Source organism: Enterobacter sp. JBIWA005, assembly GCF_019968805.1.
In the GTDB taxonomy this organism is placed as follows: Bacteria; Pseudomonadota; Gammaproteobacteria; order Enterobacterales; family Enterobacteriaceae; genus Enterobacter; species Enterobacter vonholyi.
Genome location: NZ_CP074159.1, coordinates 3908641 through 3931339, shown reverse-complemented (window position 1 = coordinate 3931339; position 22699 = coordinate 3908641). Strand labels below are relative to the sequence as shown.

Here is a 22699-nt window from a genome sequence, read left to right as displayed (position 1 = left end):
TCACCGCCCGGTGAGGGTAACTGCGCCTATGAAAACCATGAAAATTGCCGTCAGCCGCGAGCTGCTCTCCACTGTGTCTACGCACCGCGAAAAGGTGACGCTGGACAGCACTGATTTTACCGATGTGGCGGCCGTCGTCATCACAACGGCTGAAAGCCGCAGCGGTATCCTTGCACTGCTGAAACGCACGGGCTTTCAGCTGCCGGTGTTTATTTTCTCTCCGGAGCCAACGGAGGTGCCCGACGGCGCCACCGCGGTCATCTCGGGCAAAGCTCAGGAGTTTCTGGAACTGGAGAGCGCTGCCAGCCGTTATGAAGAGAATCTGCTGCCGCCTTTTTTCGACACCCTGAGCCAGTATGTGGAGATGGGCAACAGCACTTTCGCCTGTCCCGGACACCAGCACGGCGCCTTTTTCAAAAAGCACCCGGCAGGGCGGCAGTTCTATGATTTCTTCGGTGAGAACGTGTTTCGCGCCGATATGTGCAATGCCGACGTGAAGCTGGGCGATCTGCTGATCCACGAAGGCTCCGCCAAGCACGCGCAAAAGTTCGCGGCGAAAGTGTTTAACGCGGATAAAACCTACTTCGTGCTGAACGGCACGTCAGCGGCCAACAAGGTAGTGACCAACGCGCTGCTGACCCGCGGCGACCTGGTGCTGTTCGACCGCAATAACCATAAGTCTAACCACCACGGGGCGCTGATCCAGGCGGGTGCCACGCCGGTTTACCTTGAGGCCGCGCGTAACCCGTTTGGCTTTATTGGCGGGATTGACGACCATTGCTTTGACGATGCGTATCTGCGGAACCTGAGCCGCGAGGCGGCGCCGGAGAAAGCCGACGAGCCGCGTCCGTTCCGCCTGGCGATCATTCAGCTTGGCACCTACGACGGGACGATCTACAACGCCCGTCAGGTGATCGACAAGATCGGCCATCTGTGCGACTACATTCTCTTTGACTCCGCCTGGGTGGGCTACGAGCAATTTATTCCGATGATGGCAGAAACTTCCCCGCTGTTGCTGGAGCTGAACGAGAACGATCCGGGGATTTTCGTAACCCAGTCTGTGCACAAACAGCAGGCCGGGTTTTCGCAAACCTCGCAGATCCATAAAAAGGATAACCACATTCGCGGTCAGGCGCGTTTCTGCCCGCACAAGCGGCTGAATAACGCGTTTATGCTGCATGCCTCCACCAGCCCGTTTTATCCGCTGTTTGCAGCGCTGGATGTGAATGCCAAGATCCACGAAGGGGAAAGCGGACGCAGGCTGTGGGCGGAGTGCGTCGAGCTGGGGATTGAAGCGCGCAAGGCAATCATTGCCAACTGTCATATGATCAAACCGTTTATCCCACCGGTGGTAGCGGGGCGGCCGTGGCAGGATCATCCGACGCACGCCATTGCCAGCGAGCTGCGCTTCTTCAGCTTCGAGCCGGGGGCCAAATGGCACGGCTTTGAGGGCTATGCAAGCGAGCAGTACTTTGTCGACCCGTGCAAGCTCCTGCTGACCACGCCGGGCATCAATGCCGAAACCGGCGAGTACACGGATTTCGGGATCCCGGCGACGATTCTGGCGCACTATCTGCGTGAAAACGGCATTGTGCCGGAGAAATGCGACCTTAACTCGATCCTGTTCCTGCTGACCCCTGCCGAAAGCAGCGAGAAGCTGGCGCAGCTAGTGGCGATGCTGGGACAGTTTGAACAGCATATTGAAGACGACACGCCGCTGGCGGACGTGCTGCCGACGATCTTCCAGAAATACCCGGTGCGCTACCGGGATTACACCCTTCGCCAGCTGTGTCAGGAGATGCACGATCTCTACGTCAGCTTCGACGTGAAGGATTTGCAGAAAGCGATGTTCCGCAAGGAGAGCCTGCCTGAGGTGGTGATGAATCCGCAGGATGCCAATCAGGCGTATATTCGCGGAGACGTGGATCTGGTTCGCATACGGGATGCCGAAGGACGGATTGCTGCCGAAGGGGCGCTGCCCTATCCGCCAGGCGTGCTGTGCGTGGTGCCGGGTGAAGTCTGGGGCGGGGCGGTACAGCGTTACTTCCTGGCGCTGGAGGAGGGCATCAACCTGCTGCCGGGCTTCTCGCCGGAACTGCAGGGCGTTTACAGCGAGAAGGATGCCGACGGGATTAAGCGGCTGTATGGGTATGTGCTGAGATAGTGCGGGCTGCTGCCCTCACCCTAACCCTCTCCCCCTGGGAGAGGGAACGTCTCATCAAACCGCACTACGCTTGTACATCCTCCTCGGATGCCCGATCTTGCCGTACAGCATCTCCACCGTCAGAAAACCCGACTCGACGCAGTGTTCCAGATAGCGACGGGTGGTGGTTTTACTCAACCCCGTCTCGCTCACCACCTCATCCACGGTAAAGCAGTGCGTTGCCTTGTCGTTAAACAGCGACTGCACCCGCGCCAGCGTATTTTCCTCAATGCCTTTGCTGCCGTTGTCCAGGCGGTAGTTTTTCGCCTGCAGCTGATACAGAGAATCGACGTTTTGCTGGTCGACAATCTTCCAGACCCGCTGCTGTTCGGCAAACTGTACAAACCGCTCCAGCGACTGGCTGAGCCGCTTCCAGGAGACGGGTTTGAGGATGTAGTCGAACGCGCCGTTGCGGATGGCCTGGCTGCAGGTGTCCATATCGCTGGCGGCAGTAATAAAAATCACCGAGCAGTTGGCGCGGGCCAGCATGGGGTTATTGATAAGCGAGATCCCTTTGCCGTCCGGCAGGTAGTTATCCAGCAGCACCAGCTGCGGCTGTTTATTTGCAAGCTCTGCCTGGGCCGCAGCCAGCGACGAGGCAATGCCCACCAGCCTCAGACGCGGATGTTTGCTTATCAGCTCCGCGTGCAGTTGCGCCAGTTCGTTCTCGTCTTCAACAATCAGTACGTCGATAAGTTCATGTTGCATAGTCGGTGTCTTCCAGTTGCCGGGCGGTTCCCGTGGCCGGGATAAACAAGGAGAAAATGGCGCCGCGCGGGGTATTATCGGCAACTTCTATTGCGCCGCCAGCCTGTGTGACATAGCTTTCGATCAGATACAGACCAATCCCATGATCGCCGCGCGTCTTGGTGGTGATGCCGCGTTCAAAGATCCGCTCACGGATCTCCGGTGTAATGCCAACGCCCTGGTCGGCGACTTCAATAATCAGCTCCTGGTCGCTGAGCTTTATCAGCACCTCCACCGGCGCGTGGGGAAGCGGCGACCGCTGTGTCGCTTCGATGGCGTTATCCAGCAGGTTACCAATAATCGAAATCAGTTCCTGCTCCCCGAGGGGAAGGAATGATTTATCCAGCCGACAGGCCGGATCGAAGCACAATTCAACGCCTTTCTCCCGCGCGCGGGCGGCTTTCCCCAGCAGCAGACCGCACAGGGTCGGTGAGTTGAAGCGCGAAGAGATAAAGTCCAGCAGCTCCTGGGCGTGTTCAGACTGCGCCTGAATGTAGCCAATCGCCTCCTCATAGCGGCCCATATGCAGCAGACCGGAGAGGGTGGTCATCCGGTTTAACTGCTCGTGGCGCATAATGCGGAGGTTATCGACATAGCGTTTGACCTGGCTGAGCTGGGCGCTCAGCGAGTCGATCTCGTTGCGATCGCGGAAGGTGATCACCCAGCCCTGTAGCGACCCCTCAAGCATGATGTGTACCCGGCTGGCAATCACCGTGAGATCGTTAAAACGGCAAATCTCGTCATGGGTATCTTTCGCCAGCATCGTCTGCGTGTCGAAGAACGGGACCGGATCGATCACCTGGCTTATCAGCTGTCCGCGCAGTTCACGGGCCGGCTGGCTCAGGCCCAGCAGCTTGCGCGCCGCCTGGTTGATGACTTCAATCCGCCTTTGATCGTCAATGGCAATCACCCCTTCATAAATAGACTCCATCATGGCCTTCTGCTGACGCACCAGCAGGCCGATCTCGCGCGGCTCAAGGGAGAAGATCTGCTTCTTAATACTGCGGGTAAAGAACCAGGAGAAGATAAAGAGAGCAATCAGCAGCAGCACGGCGGCAATCAGGATGTTGACCACTTTACTGACGGTAATGGTGTCCAGGTAGCTGGTGAGATAGCCGACCGAAACGATGCCGACCACCTGTCCTGCAGCGTTGAAGATGGGGGCTTTACTGCGCAGCGAAATGCCCAGCCCCCCTTTGCGGATGGTGGTGATGCTTTTACCCTGCAATACGGCTTCGTTGTCACCGCCTACCAGCGTGGTGCCCACTCTGTCGGCAAAGACGGAGTGAAAAAGATGCTGGCCTTTATTATCACCAATCACAATAAAGCTGGCGTCGCTATGCGCAGAAATCTTCTGCATAAAATCATGGATGGCGTTGATATTCTTTTGTTCAACTTCATCACGCAATGTCGGAATAAGTGCAATCTCTTCAGCCTGTATTTTGGCTCGCGTACTCATTTCCTGATAAAGCTGTTTCCCTACGTCTGCATAATAATATCCGCCCAGTAACGCAAAAAGCACTGAGAAAAAGGCAACCAGCGAAATAAACAGCTTGATCTGGAAAGAGACTTTCATAACTATCACGCAAGGTAGCGACAAAGATCGCCAATATATCATCTTTTTTTGCGCGTACGCCCGCTTTGCCGAAAACTTGTGATCCCTTGCACAGCGGGCGCTGTAAAAGCGTTATCCAAAAGGCTAACGTGCTTTGGGCTGCATGAACAAATGTTATTTGTTTGTTCAATTTAGAAAAGAAACCATAAAAACCACGGCAATAAATAAGGTATAAATCACATTAAATAAAAGAAACCATTAAAACCATAGCTGCCATTAAAACTTCGCTTTTAATATGCCATCCCTCACATAAAGTAAGCCTTTGTGACTCTAAGCTGAACGCACAAAATAACCAAGGGGCTTATTATGAGCACAACTGACGATTCTTTCTCTGTTACCCACGACCCGATTGAAATTCAGCGACCTTCGCTCAAAGAGCGCTGGTGGCATATTATGGATACCTGGAAAATCGGGATTATTCCTCTGCCGCTGTTCGTTCTGGCGGGCGTACTGATTGCGATTGATTGCCTGGGCGGAAAACTGCCGAGCGATATCGTGGTGATGGTCGCCACGCTGGCCTTCTTTGGCTTTGCCTGCGGCGAGTTTGGCAAACGCCTGCCGATTGTCGGCAAGCTCGGCGCGGCGGCGATTTGCGCCACCTTTATCCCTTCCGCGCTGGTCTATTACGGCCTGCTGCCGGACGTGGTGGTCGAGTCCACCACCAAGTTCTACAAATCCACCAACATTCTCTATCTCTACATCTGCTGCATTATCGTCGGCAGCATCATGAGCATGAACCGCACGGTGCTGATCCAGGGCTTCTTGCGCATCTTCTTCCCGATGCTGTGCGGTGAAATCGTCGGCATGCTGGTAGGGATGGGCGTCGGCCTGGCGCTGGGTCTTGAGCCGTTCCAGATCTTCTTCTTTATCATTCTGCCGATTATGGCGGGCGGCGTGGGCGAAGGTGCAATCCCGCTCTCCATCGGCTATGCCACCCTGCTGCATATGGATCAGGGCGTGGCGCTCGGCCGCGTGCTGCCGATGGTCATGCTCGGCGGGCTGACGGCAATCATCATCTCCGGCTGCCTGAACCAGCTCGGTAAACGCTACCCGCACCTGACCGGTGAAGGCCAGCTGATGCCTAACCGCGCCAATGCCGATGCCACCGTCTCTCAGCCTGCATTCTCCGGCAAGGCGGACGTGACCACTATCGCCTCCGGCGCGCTGCTGGCGGTGCTGCTCTACATGCTGGGCATGCTCGGCCACAAGCTGATTGGCCTGCCTGCTCCGGTCGGCATGCTGTTTATGGCGGTTCTGGTGAAGCTCTGTAACGGTGCCTCTCCACGCCTGCTGGAAGGCTCTCAGGTGGTGTACAAATTCTTCCAGACCTCTGTGACCTATCCGATTCTCTTTGCCGTTGGCGTGGCTATCACCCCGTGGCATGAACTGGTGGCCGCCTTCACGCTGACCAACCTGCTGGTGATTATCAGCACCGTCTCCGCGCTCGTGGCGACCGGGTTCTTCGTAGGCAAAAAGATTGGTATGCACCCGATTGATGTCGCCATCGTCTCCTGCTGCCAGAGCGGCCAGGGCGGTACCGGCGACGTGGCGATCCTGACCGCAGGCAACCGCATGAGCCTGATGCCATTCGCCCAGATTGCTACCCGTATCGGCGGGGCGATTAACGTCTCTGTCTCACTGCTGATTCTGGGCAACTTCCTCGTTTAAGTTTTCAGGAAAGAACAATGAAACTCGCAAGCTTTTTATACCAGGGAAAACGCAGCTACGGCATCGTCCAGGCCGACGGCGTGATTGATTTAGGCCGCCGTCTTGGCGACCGCTACAGCGACCTTAAAGCGCTGCTGCAGGGTAACGGGCTGGCACAGGCCACCCGCTACCTGAACGATGCCGTGGACGTGCCGATGAGCGCCATCACCTTCTTACCGGTGATTGAGCAGCCGGAAAAAATCCTCTGCGTGGGCATGAACTACGCCGACAAGCGCAAGGAGTTTGACCAGCACAACCCGGCCCCAACGCTGTTTGTCCGTTTTCCAGATTCACAGACCGGCCACAACGAACCGGTGCTGAAGCCGCGCCACTCCAGCGAATTCGACTACGAAGGCGAGCTGGCGGTGATCATCGGTAAAGGCGGGGAAAACATCAGCCGTGACGACGCCCTGCGTCACGTGGCGGGCTACAGCTGCTACATGGACGGCTCCGCCCGCGACTGGCAGCACACCTGGTTTACCGCCGGTAAAAACTGGCGCAAAACCGGCGCGTTTGGCCCGTGGATGGCCACGGCAGATGAGATCCCCGATCCGCACAGGCTTGCAATCCGCACCTGGCTGAACGGCCGCATGGTGCAGGAAGACAACACCAGCAGCATGATCCACAAGGTTGCGGAGCTGATCGAGTACATCAGCACCTTCACCCGCTTAAGTCCTGGCGATGTGATCATCACCGGATCCCCGGGCGGGGTGGGTAAAAAGCGCAATCCGCCGCTGTTTATGAAAGAGGGCGATCGCATTGAGGTGGAGATCGAGCATATCGGTCATCTCAGCAACGTGATCGTGGAAGCGCCAGCCGTCGGGCTTGCGGCAGCACATTAAGTAAGGCGGCAGCATGCAATCGCAACCCATCGATTTTCGCCACACCCTCGTGGCGAAACACCCGGAACGCTTAAGCCAGATCCGCTACCTGCTGGCAGACAGCGGCCTTGGCCTGGACAACGACATCACGCTGTTCGTCGAAGCCTGGTCCGGCTCGCAGCTGGTGGGTTGCGCTGGGCTTGCTGCCAACGTCATCAAATGCGTGGCGGTCAACGAGCAGCTTCGCGGCGAGAACCTCAGCGCGCGGCTGCTGGCAGAGGTGGAAAATGCGGCGCTGGAGTGCGGCCATTTTCACCTCTTCCTCTGCACCCGTCCGTGCAACCGGGAGCGCTTTGCCCGCAGCGGCTTCTGGCCGATTGCCCAGAGCGGGAACAACGCGGTGCTGATGGAGAACACCCCGCAGGGGATCGAGCGCTACTGCCGTTCCCTGAGCGCGAAGCGCAAGTGCGGGAAGAACATTGGCGCCATCGTGATGAACGCCAATCCGTTCACCCTCGGCCACCGCCATCTGGTGGAGCAGGCGGCGCAGCGGTGCGATGCCCTGCATCTTTTTGTGGTGCGTGAAGACGCCTCGTTCTTCCCGTTCAGCGCGCGTCTGGAGATGGTGCGCGCGGGCGTGGCGCATCTGCCGAACGTCGTGGTGCATGAAGGCTCGCAGTACATCATCTCTCGCGCCACCTTTCCGGCCTACTTCCTGAAGGAGACCGGCAAAGTGCAGCAGGCGTGGAGCGAGATCGACGTGCTGATCTTCCGGGACTTCATTGCCCCGGCGCTGGGCATCACGCACCGCTTCATCGGCTCGGAGCCGTTCTGCGATATCACCCGCCAGTACAACCAGACGCTGCACGACCTGCTGGCCTCGCATATTGAGGTGGTGGAAATGCCGCGCATCAAGGCCACCGGTAACGCCATATCGGCGTCCGAAGTGCGCCGCTTACTGAAGACACAGCAGTTTTCCCGGATCCGGGAGATTGTCCCGGACTCCACCTTCGCGCATCTCGAAACGCATTACCGTGCGAGTGCGGAAGTCGCTTAACTACCAGGAATTTATCATGAAAATTGTAAGGGAGGCGCTGGCCGGAACGCAGGAGTCCAGCGACCTGATGGTGAAAATCGCTCCCGCTCAAGGCGAGCTGGAGATAGTCATCCACAGTGAAGTGATTAAGCAGTTTGGCGAACAAATTCGCCAGGTGGTCAACGACACATTGCGCGCCATGAACGTGCACCAGGGATTAATTATTATTGAAGACAAAGGGGCGCTGGACTGTGTGATCCGCGCCCGCCTGCAAAGCGCGCTTATGCGTGCCGCCGATGAACAGGCCATCAACTGGGGGGCGCTGAAATGAGCAAACTCCGCCGCAGTATGCTGTTCCTGCCGGGTGCCAACGCCGCCATGCTCTCCACCGCCTTTATCTACCGTCCCGACTCCATCATGTTTGATCTTGAGGACGCCGTTGCCCTGCGCGAGAAGGATACCGCGCGCATGCTGGTGTTCCATGCCCTGCAGCACCCGATGTATCAGGATATCGAAACCGTGGTGCGCATTAACCCGCTGAGCACGCCGTTTGGCCTGCTGGATTTGGAAGCCGCCGTGCGGGCAGGCGTGGACGTGATCCGACTGCCGAAAACCGACACGCCGGACGACATCTACGAGCTGGAAGGCCACCTTGAGCGCATCGAGCAGGAGTGTGGCCGCGAGGTCGGCTCCACCCGCGTAATGGCGGCGATTGAGTCGGCCATTGGCGTCATCAACGCCGTGGCGATTGCCCGCAGCTCTCCGCGCCTCATCGGCATTGCGCTGGCCGCCTTTGACTACGTGATGGACATGCAGACCGAGCGCGGCGACGGCACCGAGCTGTTCTACGCCCGCTGCGCCGTGCTGCACGCCGCCCGCGCGGCGGGTATCGACGCCTTCGACGTGGTGTGGTCAGACGTTAACGACGAGGCCGGGTTCCTGCGCGAGGTCGATCTGATCCGCAAGATGGGCTTTAACGGCAAATCGCTGATTAACCCGCGCCAGATTGACCTGCTGCACAACGCCTACGCCCCGACGCAGGAAGAGGTGGATCACGCCAAAAGGGTGATTGAGGCTGCAGAAGAGGGCGAGCGTAACGGCCTGGGCGTGGTGTCGCTTAACGGCAAAATGGTGGATGCACCGATTATTAACCACGCGCAGGTGGTGCTGGAGCGCGCGGCGGCCTCCGGCGTGCGTCGGTAAGGATGAAATAATGAATCAGACAGAACTTCTTCACGTGAATTTTCCCCATCTGCGGGACCTAAAACCGTTTGATACCGCCCACAGCGCCACGCCGTGGCTGGCGGACAGCGACGCGAAACACAGCCGCAAGCTGTGCGCCTCTATTGAAGAGGCGGTTAAGCGCTGCGGCCTGCAGGACGGCATGACCATCTCCTTCCACCACGCGTTTCGCGAAGGCGATCGGGTGATCAACACCGTTGTGGCGCTGCTGGCGCGCATGGGCTTTAAAAACCTGACCCTGGCCTCCAGCTCGCTGATGACCTGCAACGACGCGCTGATCGAGCATATTGAAAGTGGCGTCATCACCCGGATTTACACCTCGGGCATGCGCGGCAGGCTGGCGGATGCCATCTCCCACGGCCTGATGGACGAGCCGGTGCAAATCCACTCCCACGGCGGTCGCGTGAAGCTGCTCCAGGACGGCGAGCTGAATATCGACGTGGCGTTTCTCGGCGTGCCGTGTAGCGATGAGTTTGGCAACGCCAACGGGACGCACGGAAAATCGTGCTGCGGCTCGCTGGGCTACGCCATGGTGGACGCGCACTTTGCCTGCAAGGTAGTGCTGCTGACCGAAGAACTGGTGCCGTTTCCTAATATGCCTGCCAGCCTGGTGCAGGACCAGGTGGACTACATCGTGCAGGTTGAAAGCGTAGGCGACCCGGCGAAAATCAGCGTCGGCGCGGCGCGCGTCACCAGCAACCCGCGCGAGCTGATGATCGCCCGCTATGCGGCGGACGTGATTGAGCATTCCGGCTACTTCAAACCGGGCTTCTCGATGCAGACCGGCTCCGGCGCGGCGGCCACGGCCTGCACCCGCTTTATGGAAGAGAAGATGGAGCGCAGCGGCGTGAAGGCACGCTTTGCGCTCGGCGGCATCACCGGCAGCCTGGTGGATCTGCACGAGAAGGGGCTGATCGAAAAGCTGCTCGATACCCAGTGCTTTGACGGCCAGGCGGCGGCCTCGCTGGCGCGCAACCCGAACCACGTGGAGATCTCCACTAACGTCTACGCCAACCCCGGCAGCAAGGCGGCAAGCTGTGACCAGCTCGACGTGGTGATCCTCAGCGCGCTGGAAATCGACGTTGATTTCAACGTCAACGTCATCACCGGCTCCGACGGGGTGATGCGAGGCGCGTCCGGCGGGCACTGCGACGTGGCCGCCGCGGCGAATCTGACCATCGTCGTCGCGCCGCTGCTGCGCAGCCGCATTCCCACGGTCGTGAAGCGGGTTACCACGCGCCTCACGCCGGGCGAAAGCATCGACGTGCTGGTCACCGACCACGGCATCGCGGTTAACCCGGCGCGTCCGGAAATCCGCGAGCGGCTGCTGGAAGCCGGGCTGAAGGTTGTGGATATCAACGCGCTGTACGAGCGGGCGATCTCCCTGACCGGCATCCCTAAACCGATAGAGTTTACCGACAAAATCGTCGGGGTGATCCGCTACCGCGACGGCAGCGTGATCGACACCGTGCGACAGGTGAAGGAGTAAGTATGATTTCAGCGACACCCGTGCGGACGGGTGTCAGCCTGGACGAACTGCTGGCGGCGAAAGAGCGCCGCGCAGCGCGCCAGGCTGACATGCTCGAGCACTATCAACAACCGGTGATTTCCCTCACGCTGGTCACGCCAGGGGAAATCAAGGACAGCCTTCGCTATCGCAACACCATGGGCGTGGCGCTGCAGATGTGCGACCAGCTGCTGTGGGAAAACCGCTGGCAGGTGCTGGACCGCCAGGTTCTATGGCTCCCGACCGGGCCAGAAGCCCTGTGGTGCGTGGCCCACCCGGCGGCGGAAATCAAAGCGCACTGTGCGGATCTGGAGCAGACGCACCCGCTCGGCAGGCTGTGGGATCTGGACGTGATCTGCCCTCAGCACGGCCACGTCGGGCGTCAGTCGCTGGGCGCAAATCTAAGGCGTTGTCTGATCTGCGACGAGCCCGCTCATGCCTGTTCCCGTTCGCGCGCTCATCCTGTGGAGCAGGTGGTTTCCCGCGTGGAGAAAATGATCGATGACTGGTTTGCTCGCGACTAAACCGCGCCCGGTTGACGTGCCTGCGCTTGCCGAAGCGGCGCTGTGGCAGGAGCTGGAACTGACGCCCAAGCCGGGGCTGGTGGACAAGCTCAATAACGGTTCCCATCGCGATATGGACCATGCGCTGTTCATTCGCAGCATTATGGCGATTACGCCGTGGTTTACGCGCTTTGCCGAGTTGGGCAGCGCGCATGCGGATAAACCCGCTGGCGAACAGCTACGCCTTCTCCGCCCGATGGGGATGGCCTGCGAGCAGGCGATGTACGCCGCGACGAACGGAGTGAATACCCACAAGGGCGGGATTTTTGCCCTGGGTTTACTGTGCTTCGCCGCCGGTCGTGTGAAAAATATCTCCGCAGATAGCCTCTGCTGTGAGGTGAGTAACATCTGCCGCGGGCTGGTGTCGCGGGAGCTGGCCGCACGCAGCGGGCAGGCGACGGCGGGCGAGCGGCAGTTTCAGCAGTACGGCTTAACCGGGGCGCGTGGCGAGGCTGAGAGCGGCTTTGCGACGGTCCGTAAGGCGCTGGCGCAGTGGAACGGACATTCACTTCACGGCCTGCTGTTACGCCTGATGGCGGTTAATCAGGACAGTAATCTGGTTTCACGCGGCGGCATGGAAGGGCTGCGCTACGTTCAGGGCTACGCGCGGGAACTGCTGGCTAACGGCTGGGACCGCGAGGCGTTGCTTAAGATGGATAACGCACTGATTGAACGGAACCTGAGCCCGGGCGGCAGCGCGGATTTGCTGTCGGTGGGGGGGGTGCTCTCTGCAATAAAATAGCCGGGTGGCGCTAACGCTTACCCGGCCTGTGAACGCTGTTTTTGTAGGCCCGGTAAGGCGAAGCCACCACCGGGCACAACAATCAATGCGCGATCGGCTGCGCACCGTGCGGTTCACGCACGTGCTTGTACTTGAACAGCGCGATGAACGCGAAGAACAGCACCAGCGAGTACGCCGCGAAGATCAGCCACACCGGCTGCCAGTTGGTGATGCCGTTAGTGGTGTACATCTCAACCACTTTACCGCTCACCACGCCGCCCAGAATACAGCCGAAGCCGTTGGTCATCATCAGGAACATACCCTGCGCGCTGGCGCGGATTTCAGGCTTCACTTCTTTTTCCACAAACACCGAACCGGAGATGTTGAAGAAGTCGAAGGCGCAGCCGTAAACAATCATCGACAGCACCAGCAGCACGGTGCCGAACGGGCTTGGATCGCCGTAGGCGAACAGGCCGAAGCGCAACATCCACGCCGCGATACTGATCAGCATGACGTTCTTGATGCCGTAGCGGCTCAGGAAGAACGGGATGGTCAGGATGAACAGCGTCTCAGAGATCTGAGAGATGGACATCATCACCGACGCATGTTCAACGATAAAACTGCCGGAGAACAGCGGGTTGTTATCGAAGCTGTGCAGGAAGGTGTTGCCGAACATGTTGGTGATCTGCAGCTCCGCGCCCAGCAGCATGGAGAAGATAAAGAAGATCGCCATGCGTTTGTTTTTGAACAGCGCGAAGGCGTCCAGGCCGAGCATGGTGCTCCAGCTCTGGTTTTTCTGCTGGTTAGAAACCGGAATGGTCGGCAACGTCAGGGTGAAGATCGCCAACACCACGGAGAGCGCCGCACCGATATAGAGCTGCATATGGCTCAGTTCGAAGCCCGCGAAGCTCACGCCCCACATCGCCATGATAAAGCCGATGGTGCCCCAGATACGGATTGGCGGGAAATCGGTCACGATATCCATATCCGCAGACTTCAGGCGGTAGTAGGAGATGGTGTTGATCAGCCCAAGCGTTGGCATATAGGCCAGCGAGTTAAGCAGGATCACCATGAACATCGCCCCCGGCGTGGTCACCTGGGCTGCCATAAACAGCGTCCCCGCCCCCACCAGATGGCAAAGCATGTACAGCCATTTTGCGCTTAGCCATTTATCCGCCACGATGCCCAGCAGCGTTGGCATGAAGACAGCCGCAATACCGAGCGAGCTGTAGACGGCACCGATTGACGCACCATCGAACTTGAGCGTCACAAACATATAGGAGCCGAGTGTAGTCAGCCAGCTACCCCACAGGCAGAACTGCAGAAACGACAATATTTTAAGCTGCAGCTTAAGGTTCATGTTACTTTCCTCACAAGTGAGCGGGAGATATGTTGTTTTGGGAACATTCAGGGTTGTTATTTGATGCAATTCTATCAGTTGGCAACGATATGTTTTGTTACCTCCCGCAAAAAAATGCAATCCACATTAATTTGCAGTTTGGATTGTGATGCAAATAACATTTTCGTATGGGTGGGAGATGGGGGCGGCCTGATGCCCTCACCCCAAAGGGGAGAGGGCAGGGTGAGTGGCTGTTTTTTAGCGACGACGGTAGTTCTTCTGCGCCGTATTCACCTTATACAGATAGCGACGGGATTCCGCAGACGGGTGGCGGGTGGTGAGGGTAGAGTAGACATCCCCCGGCGCCATGCTGTTGATGATGTTCGCGGCCTGCACTTTGTCATTTGAGAAGACGCGCAGCACGCTGCCCGCGCCGCCGTTATAGGCGGTGATCACCGCATAGCGGCGTGACGTCGGGTTGTCTATGCCGCCGAGGTAGACATTGTTCAGCATCGCCAGATAGGCCGTGCCGGTATCAATGTTGCTCTGCGGGTCGAACAGATAGCTGCGGCTCGGCGTGCCGGATTTACCCTGCGCGCGGAAGACGTCTTTACCGGCGCTGTGCTGCACAACCTGCATCAGCCCCAGGGCATCGGAACGGCTTACCGCATACGGGTTAAACGAGGATTCGGTCTGCATAATCGCCAGGATCAGCGACTCATCCACGCCGTATTTACGCGAGGCCTGACGAACCATGCCCAGATACTTATGCGCACGCTTGTCGAGGTGGTTCGGGACGAGGTTGATGGTGACGCTATAGATGATCTTCAGACCGTTAGAGCGGCTCTTCAGGCGCGTCTGCAGCAGGTAGTCGGCAAATTTCGTGGCGCGGCCTTCCCAGCGGATCGGCTGGCCGGTCTGATCGACGACCTGGCCGTACAGGAACGGCTCTTTCGAGATGGTGATATCGTCGGCATCGGAGTAGAGATCGATAGAGCCAGGATCGTCACCCATCAGCAGGGTTTTGATTATCGCCTGACGGAGTCGTGCCGCAGGGTCCGTGCCTGCGATGGTCTCAATCGTGATCGTCCCCTCATCAAAGTTGATGTGGCTACGGGTCAGATAGGCGTCGGTGTACTTAACGTAGTCCTTAGGTCCGGCAATAAGAACTTCGTTAAATCCCCATATGTTCTCGATGTTGTGGGCAAACTGCCCCATCAAAATGTCAAAACCGTTGGTGTCCTTGATCCAGGCTTCGTTGTAATCTTCGCCTTTTTTTGACGAACACGAGACAAGCAACGGCGCAACAAGGGCTAGCGCTAAAAGTTTTTTCATCATTCCGGGAGTGCGTGTTGTGTTTGCTTTAACGGCGGGGTTTCCCCCGCACGCTGTTATTTTTCCGGTGGCGTATAGCCTTCGATGTGCACGTCTTTTCCTTCGAACAGGAAGCTCACCATCTCCTGCTCAAGCAGCTTGCGGTGTTCCGGGTTCATCATGCTGAGTTTCTTCTCATTGATCAGCATGGTCTGCTTTTTCTGCCACTGTCCCCAGGCTTCTTTGGAGATTTCATTGTAGATGCGTTTACCCAGGTCGCCCGGATAAAGCTGGAAATCCTGGCCTTCAGCGTCACGCTGCAGGAAAGTACAAAAAATCGTTCTGGCCATACTCATTCCTCTTTTTCTTGTCGATGCTAAACCATTGCACCGGCACGTAATTGCTGTAACAGGCGCTCCACGGGAGCCGCCAGTCCGACTGATGGCGGTTGCGCTAAGTTATACCAGAGAGCGGTGCCTTCATCCATGCACGAGGCGAAGGAGGACACGGGAAGCCACATCGGCACAATATCCAGATGGAAATGGCTGAAGGTGTGGCGAAACGCGGTCAACTGCGTCAGGTTATCGGCAGCAATCCCGCGCTTTTTAAGCCATTCACGCAGCAAGTCTTCATCTTCAAACTGTGGGAAGCAGTATAGACCACCCCACAGACCGCTCGGCGGACGCTGGGTGAGGAAGACCTCGTCACCGTGCTGCATCAGCAGCATATAGCCGGTGCGCTCCGGCAGCGTCTGCTTGGGTTTCTTACCCGGATACTGCGCCCATGAGTGGTTGGCATACGCCACGCAGAGATTATTCACCGGGCAGAGTTCGCATTTTGGTTTTGAGCGCGTGCAGACCATTGCGCCGAGATCCATCATCGCCTGGTTGAAACGCTCGACGCCGTTAGCCGGAGTAACCGCTTCACTTATTTCCCAAAGACGCTTTTCAACGTCCTTCTTCCCCGGCCAGCCGTCGACGGCATAGCAGCGCGCCAGCACGCGCTTCACGTTGCCGTCGAGGATCGGGAAATGCTTGCCTAAAGACAGGGAGAGAATAGCGCCTGCGGTTGAACGTCCGACGCCGGGGAGATCGGCCACCTCATCGAAGGTTTCCGGGAACTTCCCGTTGTGGCGCGTGGCAACCTGCTGTGCAGCCTTGTGAAGGTTACGCGCGCGGGCGTAATAGCCAAGACCGGTCCACAGGTGCAGCACCTCGTCCAGCGGGGCGTTGGCCAGATCGGTCACCGTCGGGAAGCGCGCCATAAAACGCTCGAAGTAAGGGATCACCGTGGCGACCTGCGTTTGTTGCAACATCACCTCGGAGAGCCATACTTTGTAAGGCGTTTTTTCAATTTGCCAGGGAAGGGTTTTACGCCCGTATTTGTCGTACCAGTCCAGCACCTGGGCTGAAAATTGAGAGGCTTGCATGGTCATCGATTCGCATAATCAGGGACGCAGATTGCAGCACAGCGTCAATCTGCTGTAAACCGGATCTTTCCCATGCTTGCATAGAAGCCTTAACTTTGGATAATGCCCGTTTCCCGAACATTCTCACAAGCAGACAACTCTTTTATGAAAAACGACGTCATTTCACCGGAATTTGATGAAAACGGTCGCCCGCTGCGCCGTATTCGCAGCTTTGTCCGTCGTCAGGGCCGCCTGACAAAAGGTCAGCAACACGCGCTGGACAACTACTGGCCGGTGATGGGCGTTGAGTTCAGCGAGCAGCCTCTGGATTTTGCCGAGCTGTTTGGCCGCGACGCGCCGGTCACGCTGGAAATTGGCTTCGGTATGGGCGCCTCGCTGGTGACCATGGCGAAAGCTCGCCCGGAGCAGAACTTCCTCGGTATCGAAGTGCATTCGCCGGGCGTGGGCGCGTGTCTGGCAACGGCCCACGAAGAGGGCGTTGAGAACCTGCGCGTGATGTGTCACGACGCGGTGGAAGTGCTGCACAAAATGATTCCTGACAATTCTTTAACCATGGTTCAGCTCTTTTTCCCTGACCCGTGGCACAAAGCGCGTCATAATAAACGCCGTATCGTTCAGGCGCCGTTTGCCGAGCTGGTTAAAAGCAAGCTGAAGCTGGGCGGTGTCTTCCATATGGCGACCGACTGGGAACCGTATGCGGAACATATGCTGGAAGTGATGTCGTCGCTGGACGGTTACAAAAACCAGTCTGCGAGCAACGACTATGTACCGCGTCCGGAATCGCGTCCGGTAACGAAATTTGAACAGCGTGGCCATCGTCTTGGTCACGGTGTATGGGACTTAATGTTCGAGAGGGTGAAATAATGGCAAAGAATCGTAGCCGTCGTCTGCGTAAAAAGATGCACATCGAAGAATTCCAGGAAGTGGGCTTCTCCGTTGCGTGGCGTTTCCCGGAAGGCACCAGCGTTGAGCAGATCGATCAGGACGTGGATGCGTTCATCAACGAGGTGATCGAGCCAAACAAACTGGCCTTCGACGGTAGCGGCTATCTGGCCTGGGAAGGTCTGATCTGCACCCAGGAAGTGGGTAAATGCACCGAAGAACATCAGGCTCTGGTACGTAAGTGGCTTGAAGACCACAAGCTCGAAGATGTCCGCGTCAGCGAACTTTTCGACGTTTGGTGGGACTAATTAAGCAGTAAGGGGCCAGCATTAGCTGGCCCGTTTTGTCTGAGGGAGTGTTTAAGATGCGCAAAACGTTGCTGGCCGTTGCTTTGATGGCAACCGGATTCACCGCCCATGCGGATTATCAATGTAGCGTCACCCCGCGTGATGACGTGGTGTTAAGCCCGCAAACCGTGCAGGTCAAAGGCGAGAACGGCAATCTGGTGATTACGCCAGAAGGGAACGTCACTTATAACGGCAAGCAGTATAACCTGACTGCCGCACAGCGCGAGCAGGCGAAAGACTACCAGTCCGAATTGCGTACCGCGCTGCCGTGGATTAATGAAGGTGCCCTGACGCGCGTCGAAAAGAGCCGCGTGGCGCTGGATAAGATCATCACCAAAGAGGTGGGGGAGAGCAGCAACATGCGCACCCGCCTGACGAAGCTGGACAAGCAGCTTAAAGAGCAGATGAACCGTATTATCGAGACGCGCTCCGATGGCCTGACGTTCCACTATAAGGCGATCGATCAGGTCCGTGCTGACGGGCAGCAGCTGGTGAACCAGGCGATGGGCGGCATCCTGCAGGACAGCATCAACGAGATGGGCGCCAAAGCAGTGCTGAAAGGCGGCGGTAACCCGCTGCAGGGCGTGCTGGGCAGTCTGGGCGGCCTGCAGACCTCCATTCAGAACGAGTGGAAAAACCAGGAAGATGATTTCCAGCAGTTCGGCAAAGACGTTTGTAAACGCGTGGTGTCGCTGGAAGACAGCCGTAAGGCGCTGGTGGGGACGCTGAAGTAAGGTCCCCTAACCCTAACCTCTCCCTTTCAGGGTGTACGGTCCGGGGACATGGTGAACACTTTTTAACATCCTTTACCCATGGTGATCGACTGTTTCTTCAGGTCGATCATCCCCACGCTCTGCCAACCTTTCCCTCAGCCGGCAGAACGGGATGTAAAATTCTGAATCAGCCTTCAGGATTCTTCGGCGAGGAACAGCTCGAGAAGGGAGTTTAAGAACAGTTTGCCGTGCTCGGTGATCTGCCAGTATTCCGCACATTCCGTGAGATACCCCTGCGCCAGCGCTTCGTCGATCTGCGGGCGAATCACCGATTCCGGCAGCCCGGTGTACAGCGCAAACTCCGCGCGCGGCGCGGCTTCGAGCAGGCGGAAGCGGTTCATAAAGAACTCAAACGGCTTATCCGCCGCCTCGACGTCGTGCTGACGCTCCAGGTAGCGGCCTTCCATATACCCGCGCGGGTGGCGGGTTTTGGCTGTACGCAGAATACGCCCGTCCGGGAAGGTCACCTTGCCGTGCGCGCCGCAGCCAATCCCGAGATAGTCGCCAAAACGCCAGTAGTTCAGGTTGTGCTGACACTGATAGCCCGGCTTCGCATACGCCGACGTTTCGTATTGCTGATAGCCCGCAGCGGTTAAAAGCCTGTGACCCTGCTCGAAGATATCCCACAGCGCGTCGTCATCCGGCAGCACCGGCGGACGCGAGCCAAACAGGGTGTTGGGCTCGATGGTGAGCTGGTACCACGACAGGTGCGGCGGGTTCAGTTCGATCGCCTGGCGCAGGTCGTCCAGCGCCTCTTCCAGCGACTGATCCGGCAGGCCGTGCATCAAATCCAGGTTAAAGCTGCGCAGGCCCAGACCGGTCGCCAGGTTTGCCGCGCGCTTCGCCTCTTCCGGGCCGTGAATGCGCCCCAGACGTTTTAGCTTCGGCTCGCTAAAGCTCTGCACACCGATGGAGATGCGGTTAACGCCAGCGCGCTGATAGTCGACAAAACGGTCGGCCTCAACGGTACCGGGGTTGGCTTCCATCGTGATTTCAGCATCCGCTGCCAGGTTCAGGCGCGCACGTACGCCGTCCAGCAGCGTTTGCATCGCCGGGCCTGACAGCAGGCTCGGCGTACCGCCACCTATGAAAATGGTCTTAACTTCACGTCCCTGTGCGTAAGGTACATCGGCGTCCAGGTCGGCCAGCAGATGCGCAACGTAGTCATCGTGCGGCACTTCGCCCTTCAGCGCGTGCGAGTTGAAATCGCAGTACGGGCATTTCTGCACGCACCACGGGATGTGAATATAAAGACTCAGAGGCGGCAAATTAGCCATTACGCAGTGCTTCCAGTAACAGTTTCAGCGCGCGTCCACGGTGGGATATCGCGCTTTTCTCTTCGCGGGTCAGTTCCGCAGCGGTTTTGCCCTCGGTCGGGACAAAGAAAATCGGATCGTAACCAAAGCCGCCGTTGCCAGCCGCTTCACGAGTAATCACGCCCGGCCAGCTGCCGTGGCAGACGATCGGAGTAGGGTCTTCCGCGTGACGCATATAGACCAGCACGCAGTGGAACTGCGCGGAGCGCTGTTCGTCCGGTACGTCTTTAAGGGCGACAAGCAGCTTTTCCAGATTCTGCTGGTCGGTAGCGTCAACGCCAGAATAGCGCGCAGAGTAGATCCCCGGCGCGCCGCCAAGGGCGTCTACGGCCAGGCCGGAGTCGTCGGCAATCGCGGGCAGGCCCGTAATCTGCGCGGCATGGCGTGCTTTGAGGATCGCGTTTTCGATAAACGTCAGCCCCGTCTCTTCGGCGGAATCCACGCCAAGATCGGTCTGGGCGACCACGTCCAGACCAAAATCATTTAATAGCGAGGCCAGCTCGCGCACTTTACCGGCGTTGCCGGTCGCGAGAACAACTTTCTGCATGGTTTAGTCCTGTTCTTTCAGTGCCGCGACTTCCGTCGGGATAGATTGCGGATTAAGGATTTTTACCTGTTTATGTCGCCCAAGTTCACCTTTTTCAATGATGACCTGACTTTTGGCGACGCGAAATTGTTTTGCCAGATATTTGGTCAGATGCGCGTTCGCCTGGCCGTCAACCGGCGGGGCGGTGATGGCGACTTTTAACTCGTCGCCATGCAGCCCAACAATACCGTCACGGCTGGCTTTGGGCTGAATATACAGCCGCAAAACCAGCCCGTCAGCGCAGGTGCTTACTGCACTCATAGCGCCATCCACAGCCCCGGCAGCAGCATATTGCCCGTGGACTGCAGCAGCTCAGCGATCCCCATGTTGACCACATAGAGCAGCAGTACCAAGATCATCGGCGAGAAATCAATACCGCCCATCGAAGGCAGCAGGTTGCGAATCGGGCGCAGCAGCGGTTCGGCCAGTTGGATCAGCGCATATTCTACCGGACTACGGCCCTGGCTTACCCAACTCATGATGGCCATGACCAGCAGCACCCAAAAAATCAGCAGACCGACGGTTTTGATTAAAATCAGGACCGCAGCAATCCAGATAATCGGCTGGAAGGTGATGACCATAAACAGCACAATCGCTTTGATAACGCTCAGAATAAACGCCACCAGCAGAGACGAACTGTCGATGGGACCCATCGCTGGGATAATACGACGCAGCGGTCCGACAACAGGCTGCGTGATTTTCACGACAAACTGCGAGAACGGATTGTAAAAATCACAGCGGGCCCACTGCATCCAGACGCGCAGCAAAAGCGCCATCGTATACAGCTCAAGCACAGTTGAGAGCAGGAAAGTCAACGTCTTCATGGCGTTCCTCAGGTTTCCTTATTATTTTGAGTAGTCGCGCGCACCGAAAATTGCCGTGCCGATGCGCACCATAGTGCTGCCTGCCGCGATGGCGGCTTCCATATCATCCGACATGCCCAGAGAAAGCGTGTCTACCGTGTTATAGCGCGCTTTAAGCGCCTCAAATGCTACAGCCATTTGCTGTGCCACGGCAAACTGCCTTTCATAACTTGACTCAGGCGCCGGGATTGCCATCAAACCACGCAGGGTTAAACGCGGCAGGGCGTCCACTTCGGCTGCCAGCGCATCCAGCTCGCTCAGCGCAATGCCGGACTTGCTGTTTTCGTCGCTGATGTTGATTTGAATCAGCACGTTAAGCGCTGGCATCTCTGACGGACGCTGGTCGTTCAGGCGTGTCGCAATGCGCAGACGGTCAACGGTATGGCACCAGTCAAAGTGCTCCGCCACCAGACGGCTTTTGTTCGACTGCAGTGGACCAATAAAGTGCCACTGCAGATCCGTATTCCCCTGTTCCTGGAAGTAGCGAATTTTATCCACGCCTTCCTGGACGTAGTTTTCACCAAACGCGCGTTGGCCTGCGTCAATAGCTTCTGCGATGGCGCTCGCAGGCTTGGTTTTGCTGACTGCAAGCAACGTAATTTCTTCTGAAGCCCGGCCGCAACGCGTTGCGGCGGCTGAGATTTTGTCCCGGACCTGTGCCAGGTTATGCGCAATGTCGTTCATTTTCCGAGGAGTAGTCTATGGATGTGGAAGAAATTGTGGCCCTTAGTGTAAAGCATAACGTCTCCGATCTACACCTGTGCAGTGATTCGCCACCCCGCTGGCGCAGAACGGGCCGCCTTGAACCGGCACCGTTTCCTCCTCCTGACGTCAGGGCGTTGTTAAAAGCGTGGCTCAACGATGAGCAGCAGGGAACATGGTGGGCAAATGGACAGGTGGATTTTGCCGCGACGGTAACGGGAGGCCAGCGTCTGCGCGGGAGTGCCTTTAAGCAGATGCGCGGTGTCTCTGTGACGCTGCGTCTGTTGCCGCGTACCTGTCCACAACTCGCTACGCTGGGCGCGCCGCGGGCAATCCCGGAACTGTTATCCAATGACGCCGGGCTGATTCTGGTCACCGGGGCGACCGGCAGCGGCAAATCCACTACGCTGGCGGCGATGGTTGATTTTCTCAACCACCATACTGACGGCCATATCCTCACGCTTGAAGATCCGGTGGAGTTTATCTACCAGAGCGAGCGTTGCCTGATCCAGCAGCGGGAGATTGGCCAGCACAGTCCGTCATTTGCCGACGCGCTGCGCAGTGCCTTACGCCAGGATCCGGACGTTATTTTGCTGGGGGAGCTGCGCGACAGCGAAACGATCCGCCTGGCGCTAACCGCGGCGGAAACCGGGCATCTGGTGCTGGCGACGCTGCATACGCGCGGGGCATCGCAGGCGATTGAACGGCTGGTCGATACGTTCCCGGCGCAGGAGAAAGATCCGGTGCGTAACCAGCTGGCCGGCAGCCTCCGGGCAGTGCTGGCGCAGAAGCTGCTTCCCGATCTGCAGGACGGGCGCGTCGCGCTGTATGAACTGCTGGTGAACACCGCTGCGGCGGCAAATCTTATTCGTGAAGGGAAAACGTGGCAACTGCCCGGCATCATCCAAACCGGTCTGCAGGCAGGAATGCAGAACTTTGACCAGAGCCTGGCGGAGAGACGGGCGCAGGGGCGGCTGTAGGCCCCC

The 22699-nt window shown here is 57.9% G+C and carries 24 protein-coding genes; 13 read left to right on the top strand and 11 right to left on the bottom strand.

The features are described 5' to 3' along the window. The first annotated feature begins 28 nt into the window (after positions 1 to 28). Positions 29 to 2164: an ornithine decarboxylase gene (locus KGP22_RS18590; protein ID WP_223580475.1), complete on the top strand. Its 2136-nt coding sequence runs from the start codon at positions 29 to 31 to the stop codon at positions 2162 to 2164. A gap of 54 nt (positions 2165 to 2218) precedes the next feature. Here KGP22_RS18590 and KGP22_RS18585 read toward each other — a convergent pair whose 3' ends face one another. Next, positions 2219 to 2911, bottom strand: coding sequence for a response regulator (locus KGP22_RS18585; RefSeq protein WP_111963239.1), 693 nt, complete (start codon positions 2909 to 2911; stop codon positions 2219 to 2221). After that, positions 2901 to 4526 (bottom strand): sensor histidine kinase, encoded by a 1626-nt coding sequence (locus KGP22_RS18580; RefSeq protein ID WP_223580473.1) that lies wholly within the window; start codon positions 4524 to 4526, stop codon positions 2901 to 2903. Before KGP22_RS18580 ends, KGP22_RS18585 begins: the two co-directional genes overlap by 11 nt. Positions 4527 to 4871: 345 nt before the next feature. On the opposite strand from KGP22_RS18580, the gene KGP22_RS18575 reads away from it, so the two are divergent. The 8 genes from KGP22_RS18575 to citG are packed head-to-tail and all read left to right on the top strand — an operon-like array spanning position 4872 to position 12183. Then, on the top strand, positions 4872 to 6233 hold the full coding sequence (locus KGP22_RS18575) for a 2-hydroxycarboxylate transporter family protein (protein ID WP_047173580.1): 1362 nt from the start codon (positions 4872 to 4874) through the stop codon (positions 6231 to 6233). Between the two features lie 17 nt (positions 6234 to 6250). Next, complete coding sequence (locus tag KGP22_RS18570; protein ID WP_047173579.1) at positions 6251 to 7114, top strand: fumarylacetoacetate hydrolase family protein; 864 nt, start codon at positions 6251 to 6253, stop codon at positions 7112 to 7114. Between the two features lie 13 nt (positions 7115 to 7127). Beyond that, entirely contained in the window at positions 7128 to 8150 is a 1023-nt protein-coding gene (gene citC / locus KGP22_RS18565; RefSeq protein ID WP_047173623.1) for a [citrate (pro-3S)-lyase] ligase, read from the top strand. Between the two features lie 16 nt (positions 8151 to 8166). Continuing rightward, positions 8167 to 8460 carry a citrate lyase acyl carrier protein gene (gene citD / locus KGP22_RS18560; protein WP_047173578.1) on the top strand — a complete coding sequence of 98 codons (294 nt, stop codon included), beginning with the start codon at positions 8167 to 8169 and terminating at the stop codon, positions 8458 to 8460. Next, on the top strand, positions 8457 to 9332 hold the full coding sequence (citE, locus tag KGP22_RS18555) for a citrate (pro-3S)-lyase subunit beta (protein ID WP_023306921.1): 876 nt from the start codon (positions 8457 to 8459) through the stop codon (positions 9330 to 9332). Before citD ends, citE begins: the two co-directional genes overlap by 4 nt. A 10-nt stretch (positions 9333 to 9342) precedes the next feature. Further along, the gene (citF, locus tag KGP22_RS18550; protein WP_223580471.1) at positions 9343 to 10860 is read left to right on the top strand and encodes a citrate lyase subunit alpha; all 1518 of its coding nucleotides are present in this window, start codon (positions 9343 to 9345) and stop codon (positions 10858 to 10860) included. A gap of 2 nt (positions 10861 to 10862) precedes the next feature. Next, positions 10863 to 11402, top strand: coding sequence for a citrate lyase holo-[acyl-carrier protein] synthase (gene citX, locus KGP22_RS18545; RefSeq protein ID WP_133295125.1), 540 nt, complete (start codon positions 10863 to 10865; stop codon positions 11400 to 11402). Then, positions 11380 to 12183: a triphosphoribosyl-dephospho-CoA synthase CitG gene (gene citG / locus KGP22_RS18540; protein WP_223580470.1), complete on the top strand. Its 804-nt coding sequence runs from the start codon at positions 11380 to 11382 to the stop codon at positions 12181 to 12183. The genes citX and citG overlap by 23 nt, the downstream gene beginning before the upstream one ends. Before the next feature lie 82 nt (positions 12184 to 12265). On the opposite strand, the gene KGP22_RS18535 is transcribed toward citG, so the two are convergent. From KGP22_RS18535 to mutY, 4 genes are all read right to left on the bottom strand, one after another. After that, complete coding sequence (locus KGP22_RS18535; protein ID WP_115876247.1) at positions 12266 to 13522, bottom strand: nucleoside permease; 1257 nt, start codon at positions 13520 to 13522, stop codon at positions 12266 to 12268. Positions 13523 to 13759: 237 nt separating this feature from the next. After that, complete coding sequence (gene mltC / locus KGP22_RS18530; RefSeq protein WP_111963230.1) at positions 13760 to 14836, bottom strand: membrane-bound lytic murein transglycosylase MltC; 1077 nt, start codon at positions 14834 to 14836, stop codon at positions 13760 to 13762. A 56-nt stretch (positions 14837 to 14892) separates the two neighbouring features. After that, positions 14893 to 15165 carry an oxidative damage protection protein gene (locus KGP22_RS18525; protein ID WP_023309138.1) on the bottom strand — a complete coding sequence of 91 codons (273 nt, stop codon included), beginning with the start codon at positions 15163 to 15165 and terminating at the stop codon, positions 14893 to 14895. 26 nt (positions 15166 to 15191) lie between these two features. Next, entirely contained in the window at positions 15192 to 16244 is a 1053-nt protein-coding gene (gene mutY, locus KGP22_RS18520) for an A/G-specific adenine glycosylase (RefSeq protein ID WP_223580469.1), read from the bottom strand. 144 nt (positions 16245 to 16388) lie between these two features. Between mutY and trmB the strand changes: the two genes are divergently transcribed. Genes trmB through KGP22_RS18505 form a run of 3 tightly spaced genes read left to right on the top strand, consistent with a single transcriptional unit; the run spans position 16389 to position 18207 of the window. Continuing rightward, complete coding sequence (trmB, locus tag KGP22_RS18515; RefSeq protein ID WP_025912470.1) at positions 16389 to 17108, top strand: tRNA (guanosine(46)-N7)-methyltransferase TrmB; 720 nt, start codon at positions 16389 to 16391, stop codon at positions 17106 to 17108. After that, positions 17108 to 17434 carry a YggL family protein gene (locus tag KGP22_RS18510; RefSeq protein WP_003862421.1) on the top strand — a complete coding sequence of 109 codons (327 nt, stop codon included), beginning with the start codon at positions 17108 to 17110 and terminating at the stop codon, positions 17432 to 17434. The genes trmB and KGP22_RS18510 overlap by 1 nt, the downstream gene beginning before the upstream one ends. A 56-nt stretch (positions 17435 to 17490) precedes the next feature. Then, positions 17491 to 18207: a DUF2884 domain-containing protein gene (locus KGP22_RS18505; protein WP_008499762.1), complete on the top strand. Its 717-nt coding sequence runs from the start codon at positions 17491 to 17493 to the stop codon at positions 18205 to 18207. Between the two features lie 173 nt (positions 18208 to 18380). On the opposite strand, the gene hemW is transcribed toward KGP22_RS18505, so the two are convergent. The 5 genes from hemW to KGP22_RS18480 are packed head-to-tail and all read right to left on the bottom strand — an operon-like array spanning position 18381 to position 21695. Continuing rightward, positions 18381 to 19523: a radical SAM family heme chaperone HemW gene (gene hemW / locus KGP22_RS18500; RefSeq protein WP_223580468.1), complete on the bottom strand. Its 1143-nt coding sequence runs from the start codon at positions 19521 to 19523 to the stop codon at positions 18381 to 18383. Next, positions 19516 to 20109, bottom strand: a complete 594-nt coding sequence (locus KGP22_RS18495) for an XTP/dITP diphosphatase (RefSeq protein ID WP_149367655.1) — start codon at positions 20107 to 20109, stop codon at positions 19516 to 19518. Before KGP22_RS18495 ends, hemW begins: the two co-directional genes overlap by 8 nt. Positions 20110 to 20112: 3 nt before the next feature. Then, on the bottom strand, positions 20113 to 20409 hold the full coding sequence (gene yggU, locus KGP22_RS18490) for a DUF167 family protein YggU (protein WP_023309131.1): 297 nt from the start codon (positions 20407 to 20409) through the stop codon (positions 20113 to 20115). Continuing rightward, complete coding sequence (locus KGP22_RS18485; protein WP_111963226.1) at positions 20406 to 20972, bottom strand: YggT family protein; 567 nt, start codon at positions 20970 to 20972, stop codon at positions 20406 to 20408. The genes yggU and KGP22_RS18485 overlap by 4 nt, the downstream gene beginning before the upstream one ends. 21 nt (positions 20973 to 20993) lie before the next feature. Next, entirely contained in the window at positions 20994 to 21695 is a 702-nt protein-coding gene (locus KGP22_RS18480; RefSeq protein WP_111963225.1) for a YggS family pyridoxal phosphate-dependent enzyme, read from the bottom strand. Positions 21696 to 21712: 17 nt separating this feature from the next. On the opposite strand from KGP22_RS18480, the gene KGP22_RS18475 reads away from it, so the two are divergent. Then, positions 21713 to 22693, top strand: coding sequence for a type IV pilus twitching motility protein PilT (locus KGP22_RS18475; RefSeq protein ID WP_149367656.1), 981 nt, complete (start codon positions 21713 to 21715; stop codon positions 22691 to 22693). Positions 22694 to 22699: the final 6 nt, after the last annotated feature.

What these genes read in the sequence shown, in the direction of transcription:
- KGP22_RS18590 (WP_223580475.1), top strand. Translation starts at nt 29, where the DNA reads ATGAAAACCATGAAAATTGCCGTCAGCCGCGAGCTGCTCTCCACTGTG.
- KGP22_RS18585 (WP_111963239.1), bottom strand. Translation starts at nt 2,911, where the DNA reads ATGCAACATGAACTTATCGACGTACTGATTGTTGAAGACGAGAACGAA.
- KGP22_RS18580 (WP_223580473.1), bottom strand. Translation starts at nt 4,526, where the DNA reads ATGAAAGTCTCTTTCCAGATCAAGCTGTTTATTTCGCTGGTTGCCTTT.
- KGP22_RS18575 (WP_047173580.1), top strand. Translation starts at nt 4,872, where the DNA reads ATGAGCACAACTGACGATTCTTTCTCTGTTACCCACGACCCGATTGAA.
- KGP22_RS18570 (WP_047173579.1), top strand. Translation starts at nt 6,251, where the DNA reads ATGAAACTCGCAAGCTTTTTATACCAGGGAAAACGCAGCTACGGCATC.
- citC (WP_047173623.1), top strand. Translation starts at nt 7,128, where the DNA reads ATGCAATCGCAACCCATCGATTTTCGCCACACCCTCGTGGCGAAACAC.
- citD (WP_047173578.1), top strand. Translation starts at nt 8,167, where the DNA reads ATGAAAATTGTAAGGGAGGCGCTGGCCGGAACGCAGGAGTCCAGCGAC.
- citE (WP_023306921.1), top strand. Translation starts at nt 8,457, where the DNA reads ATGAGCAAACTCCGCCGCAGTATGCTGTTCCTGCCGGGTGCCAACGCC.
- citF (WP_223580471.1), top strand. Translation starts at nt 9,343, where the DNA reads ATGAATCAGACAGAACTTCTTCACGTGAATTTTCCCCATCTGCGGGAC.
- citX (WP_133295125.1), top strand. Translation starts at nt 10,863, where the DNA reads ATGATTTCAGCGACACCCGTGCGGACGGGTGTCAGCCTGGACGAACTG.
- citG (WP_223580470.1), top strand. Translation starts at nt 11,380, where the DNA reads ATGACTGGTTTGCTCGCGACTAAACCGCGCCCGGTTGACGTGCCTGCG.
- KGP22_RS18535 (WP_115876247.1), bottom strand. Translation starts at nt 13,522, where the DNA reads ATGAACCTTAAGCTGCAGCTTAAAATATTGTCGTTTCTGCAGTTCTGC.
- mltC (WP_111963230.1), bottom strand. Translation starts at nt 14,836, where the DNA reads ATGAAAAAACTTTTAGCGCTAGCCCTTGTTGCGCCGTTGCTTGTCTCG.
- KGP22_RS18525 (WP_023309138.1), bottom strand. Translation starts at nt 15,165, where the DNA reads ATGGCCAGAACGATTTTTTGTACTTTCCTGCAGCGTGACGCTGAAGGC.
- mutY (WP_223580469.1), bottom strand. Translation starts at nt 16,244, where the DNA reads ATGCAAGCCTCTCAATTTTCAGCCCAGGTGCTGGACTGGTACGACAAA.
- trmB (WP_025912470.1), top strand. Translation starts at nt 16,389, where the DNA reads ATGAAAAACGACGTCATTTCACCGGAATTTGATGAAAACGGTCGCCCG.
- KGP22_RS18510 (WP_003862421.1), top strand. Translation starts at nt 17,108, where the DNA reads ATGGCAAAGAATCGTAGCCGTCGTCTGCGTAAAAAGATGCACATCGAA.
- KGP22_RS18505 (WP_008499762.1), top strand. Translation starts at nt 17,491, where the DNA reads ATGCGCAAAACGTTGCTGGCCGTTGCTTTGATGGCAACCGGATTCACC.
- hemW (WP_223580468.1), bottom strand. Translation starts at nt 19,523, where the DNA reads ATGGCTAATTTGCCGCCTCTGAGTCTTTATATTCACATCCCGTGGTGC.
- KGP22_RS18495 (WP_149367655.1), bottom strand. Translation starts at nt 20,109, where the DNA reads ATGCAGAAAGTTGTTCTCGCGACCGGCAACGCCGGTAAAGTGCGCGAG.
- yggU (WP_023309131.1), bottom strand. Translation starts at nt 20,409, where the DNA reads ATGAGTGCAGTAAGCACCTGCGCTGACGGGCTGGTTTTGCGGCTGTAT.
- KGP22_RS18485 (WP_111963226.1), bottom strand. Translation starts at nt 20,972, where the DNA reads ATGAAGACGTTGACTTTCCTGCTCTCAACTGTGCTTGAGCTGTATACG.
- KGP22_RS18480 (WP_111963225.1), bottom strand. Translation starts at nt 21,695, where the DNA reads ATGAACGACATTGCGCATAACCTGGCACAGGTCCGGGACAAAATCTCA.
- KGP22_RS18475 (WP_149367656.1), top strand. Translation starts at nt 21,713, where the DNA reads ATGGATGTGGAAGAAATTGTGGCCCTTAGTGTAAAGCATAACGTCTCC.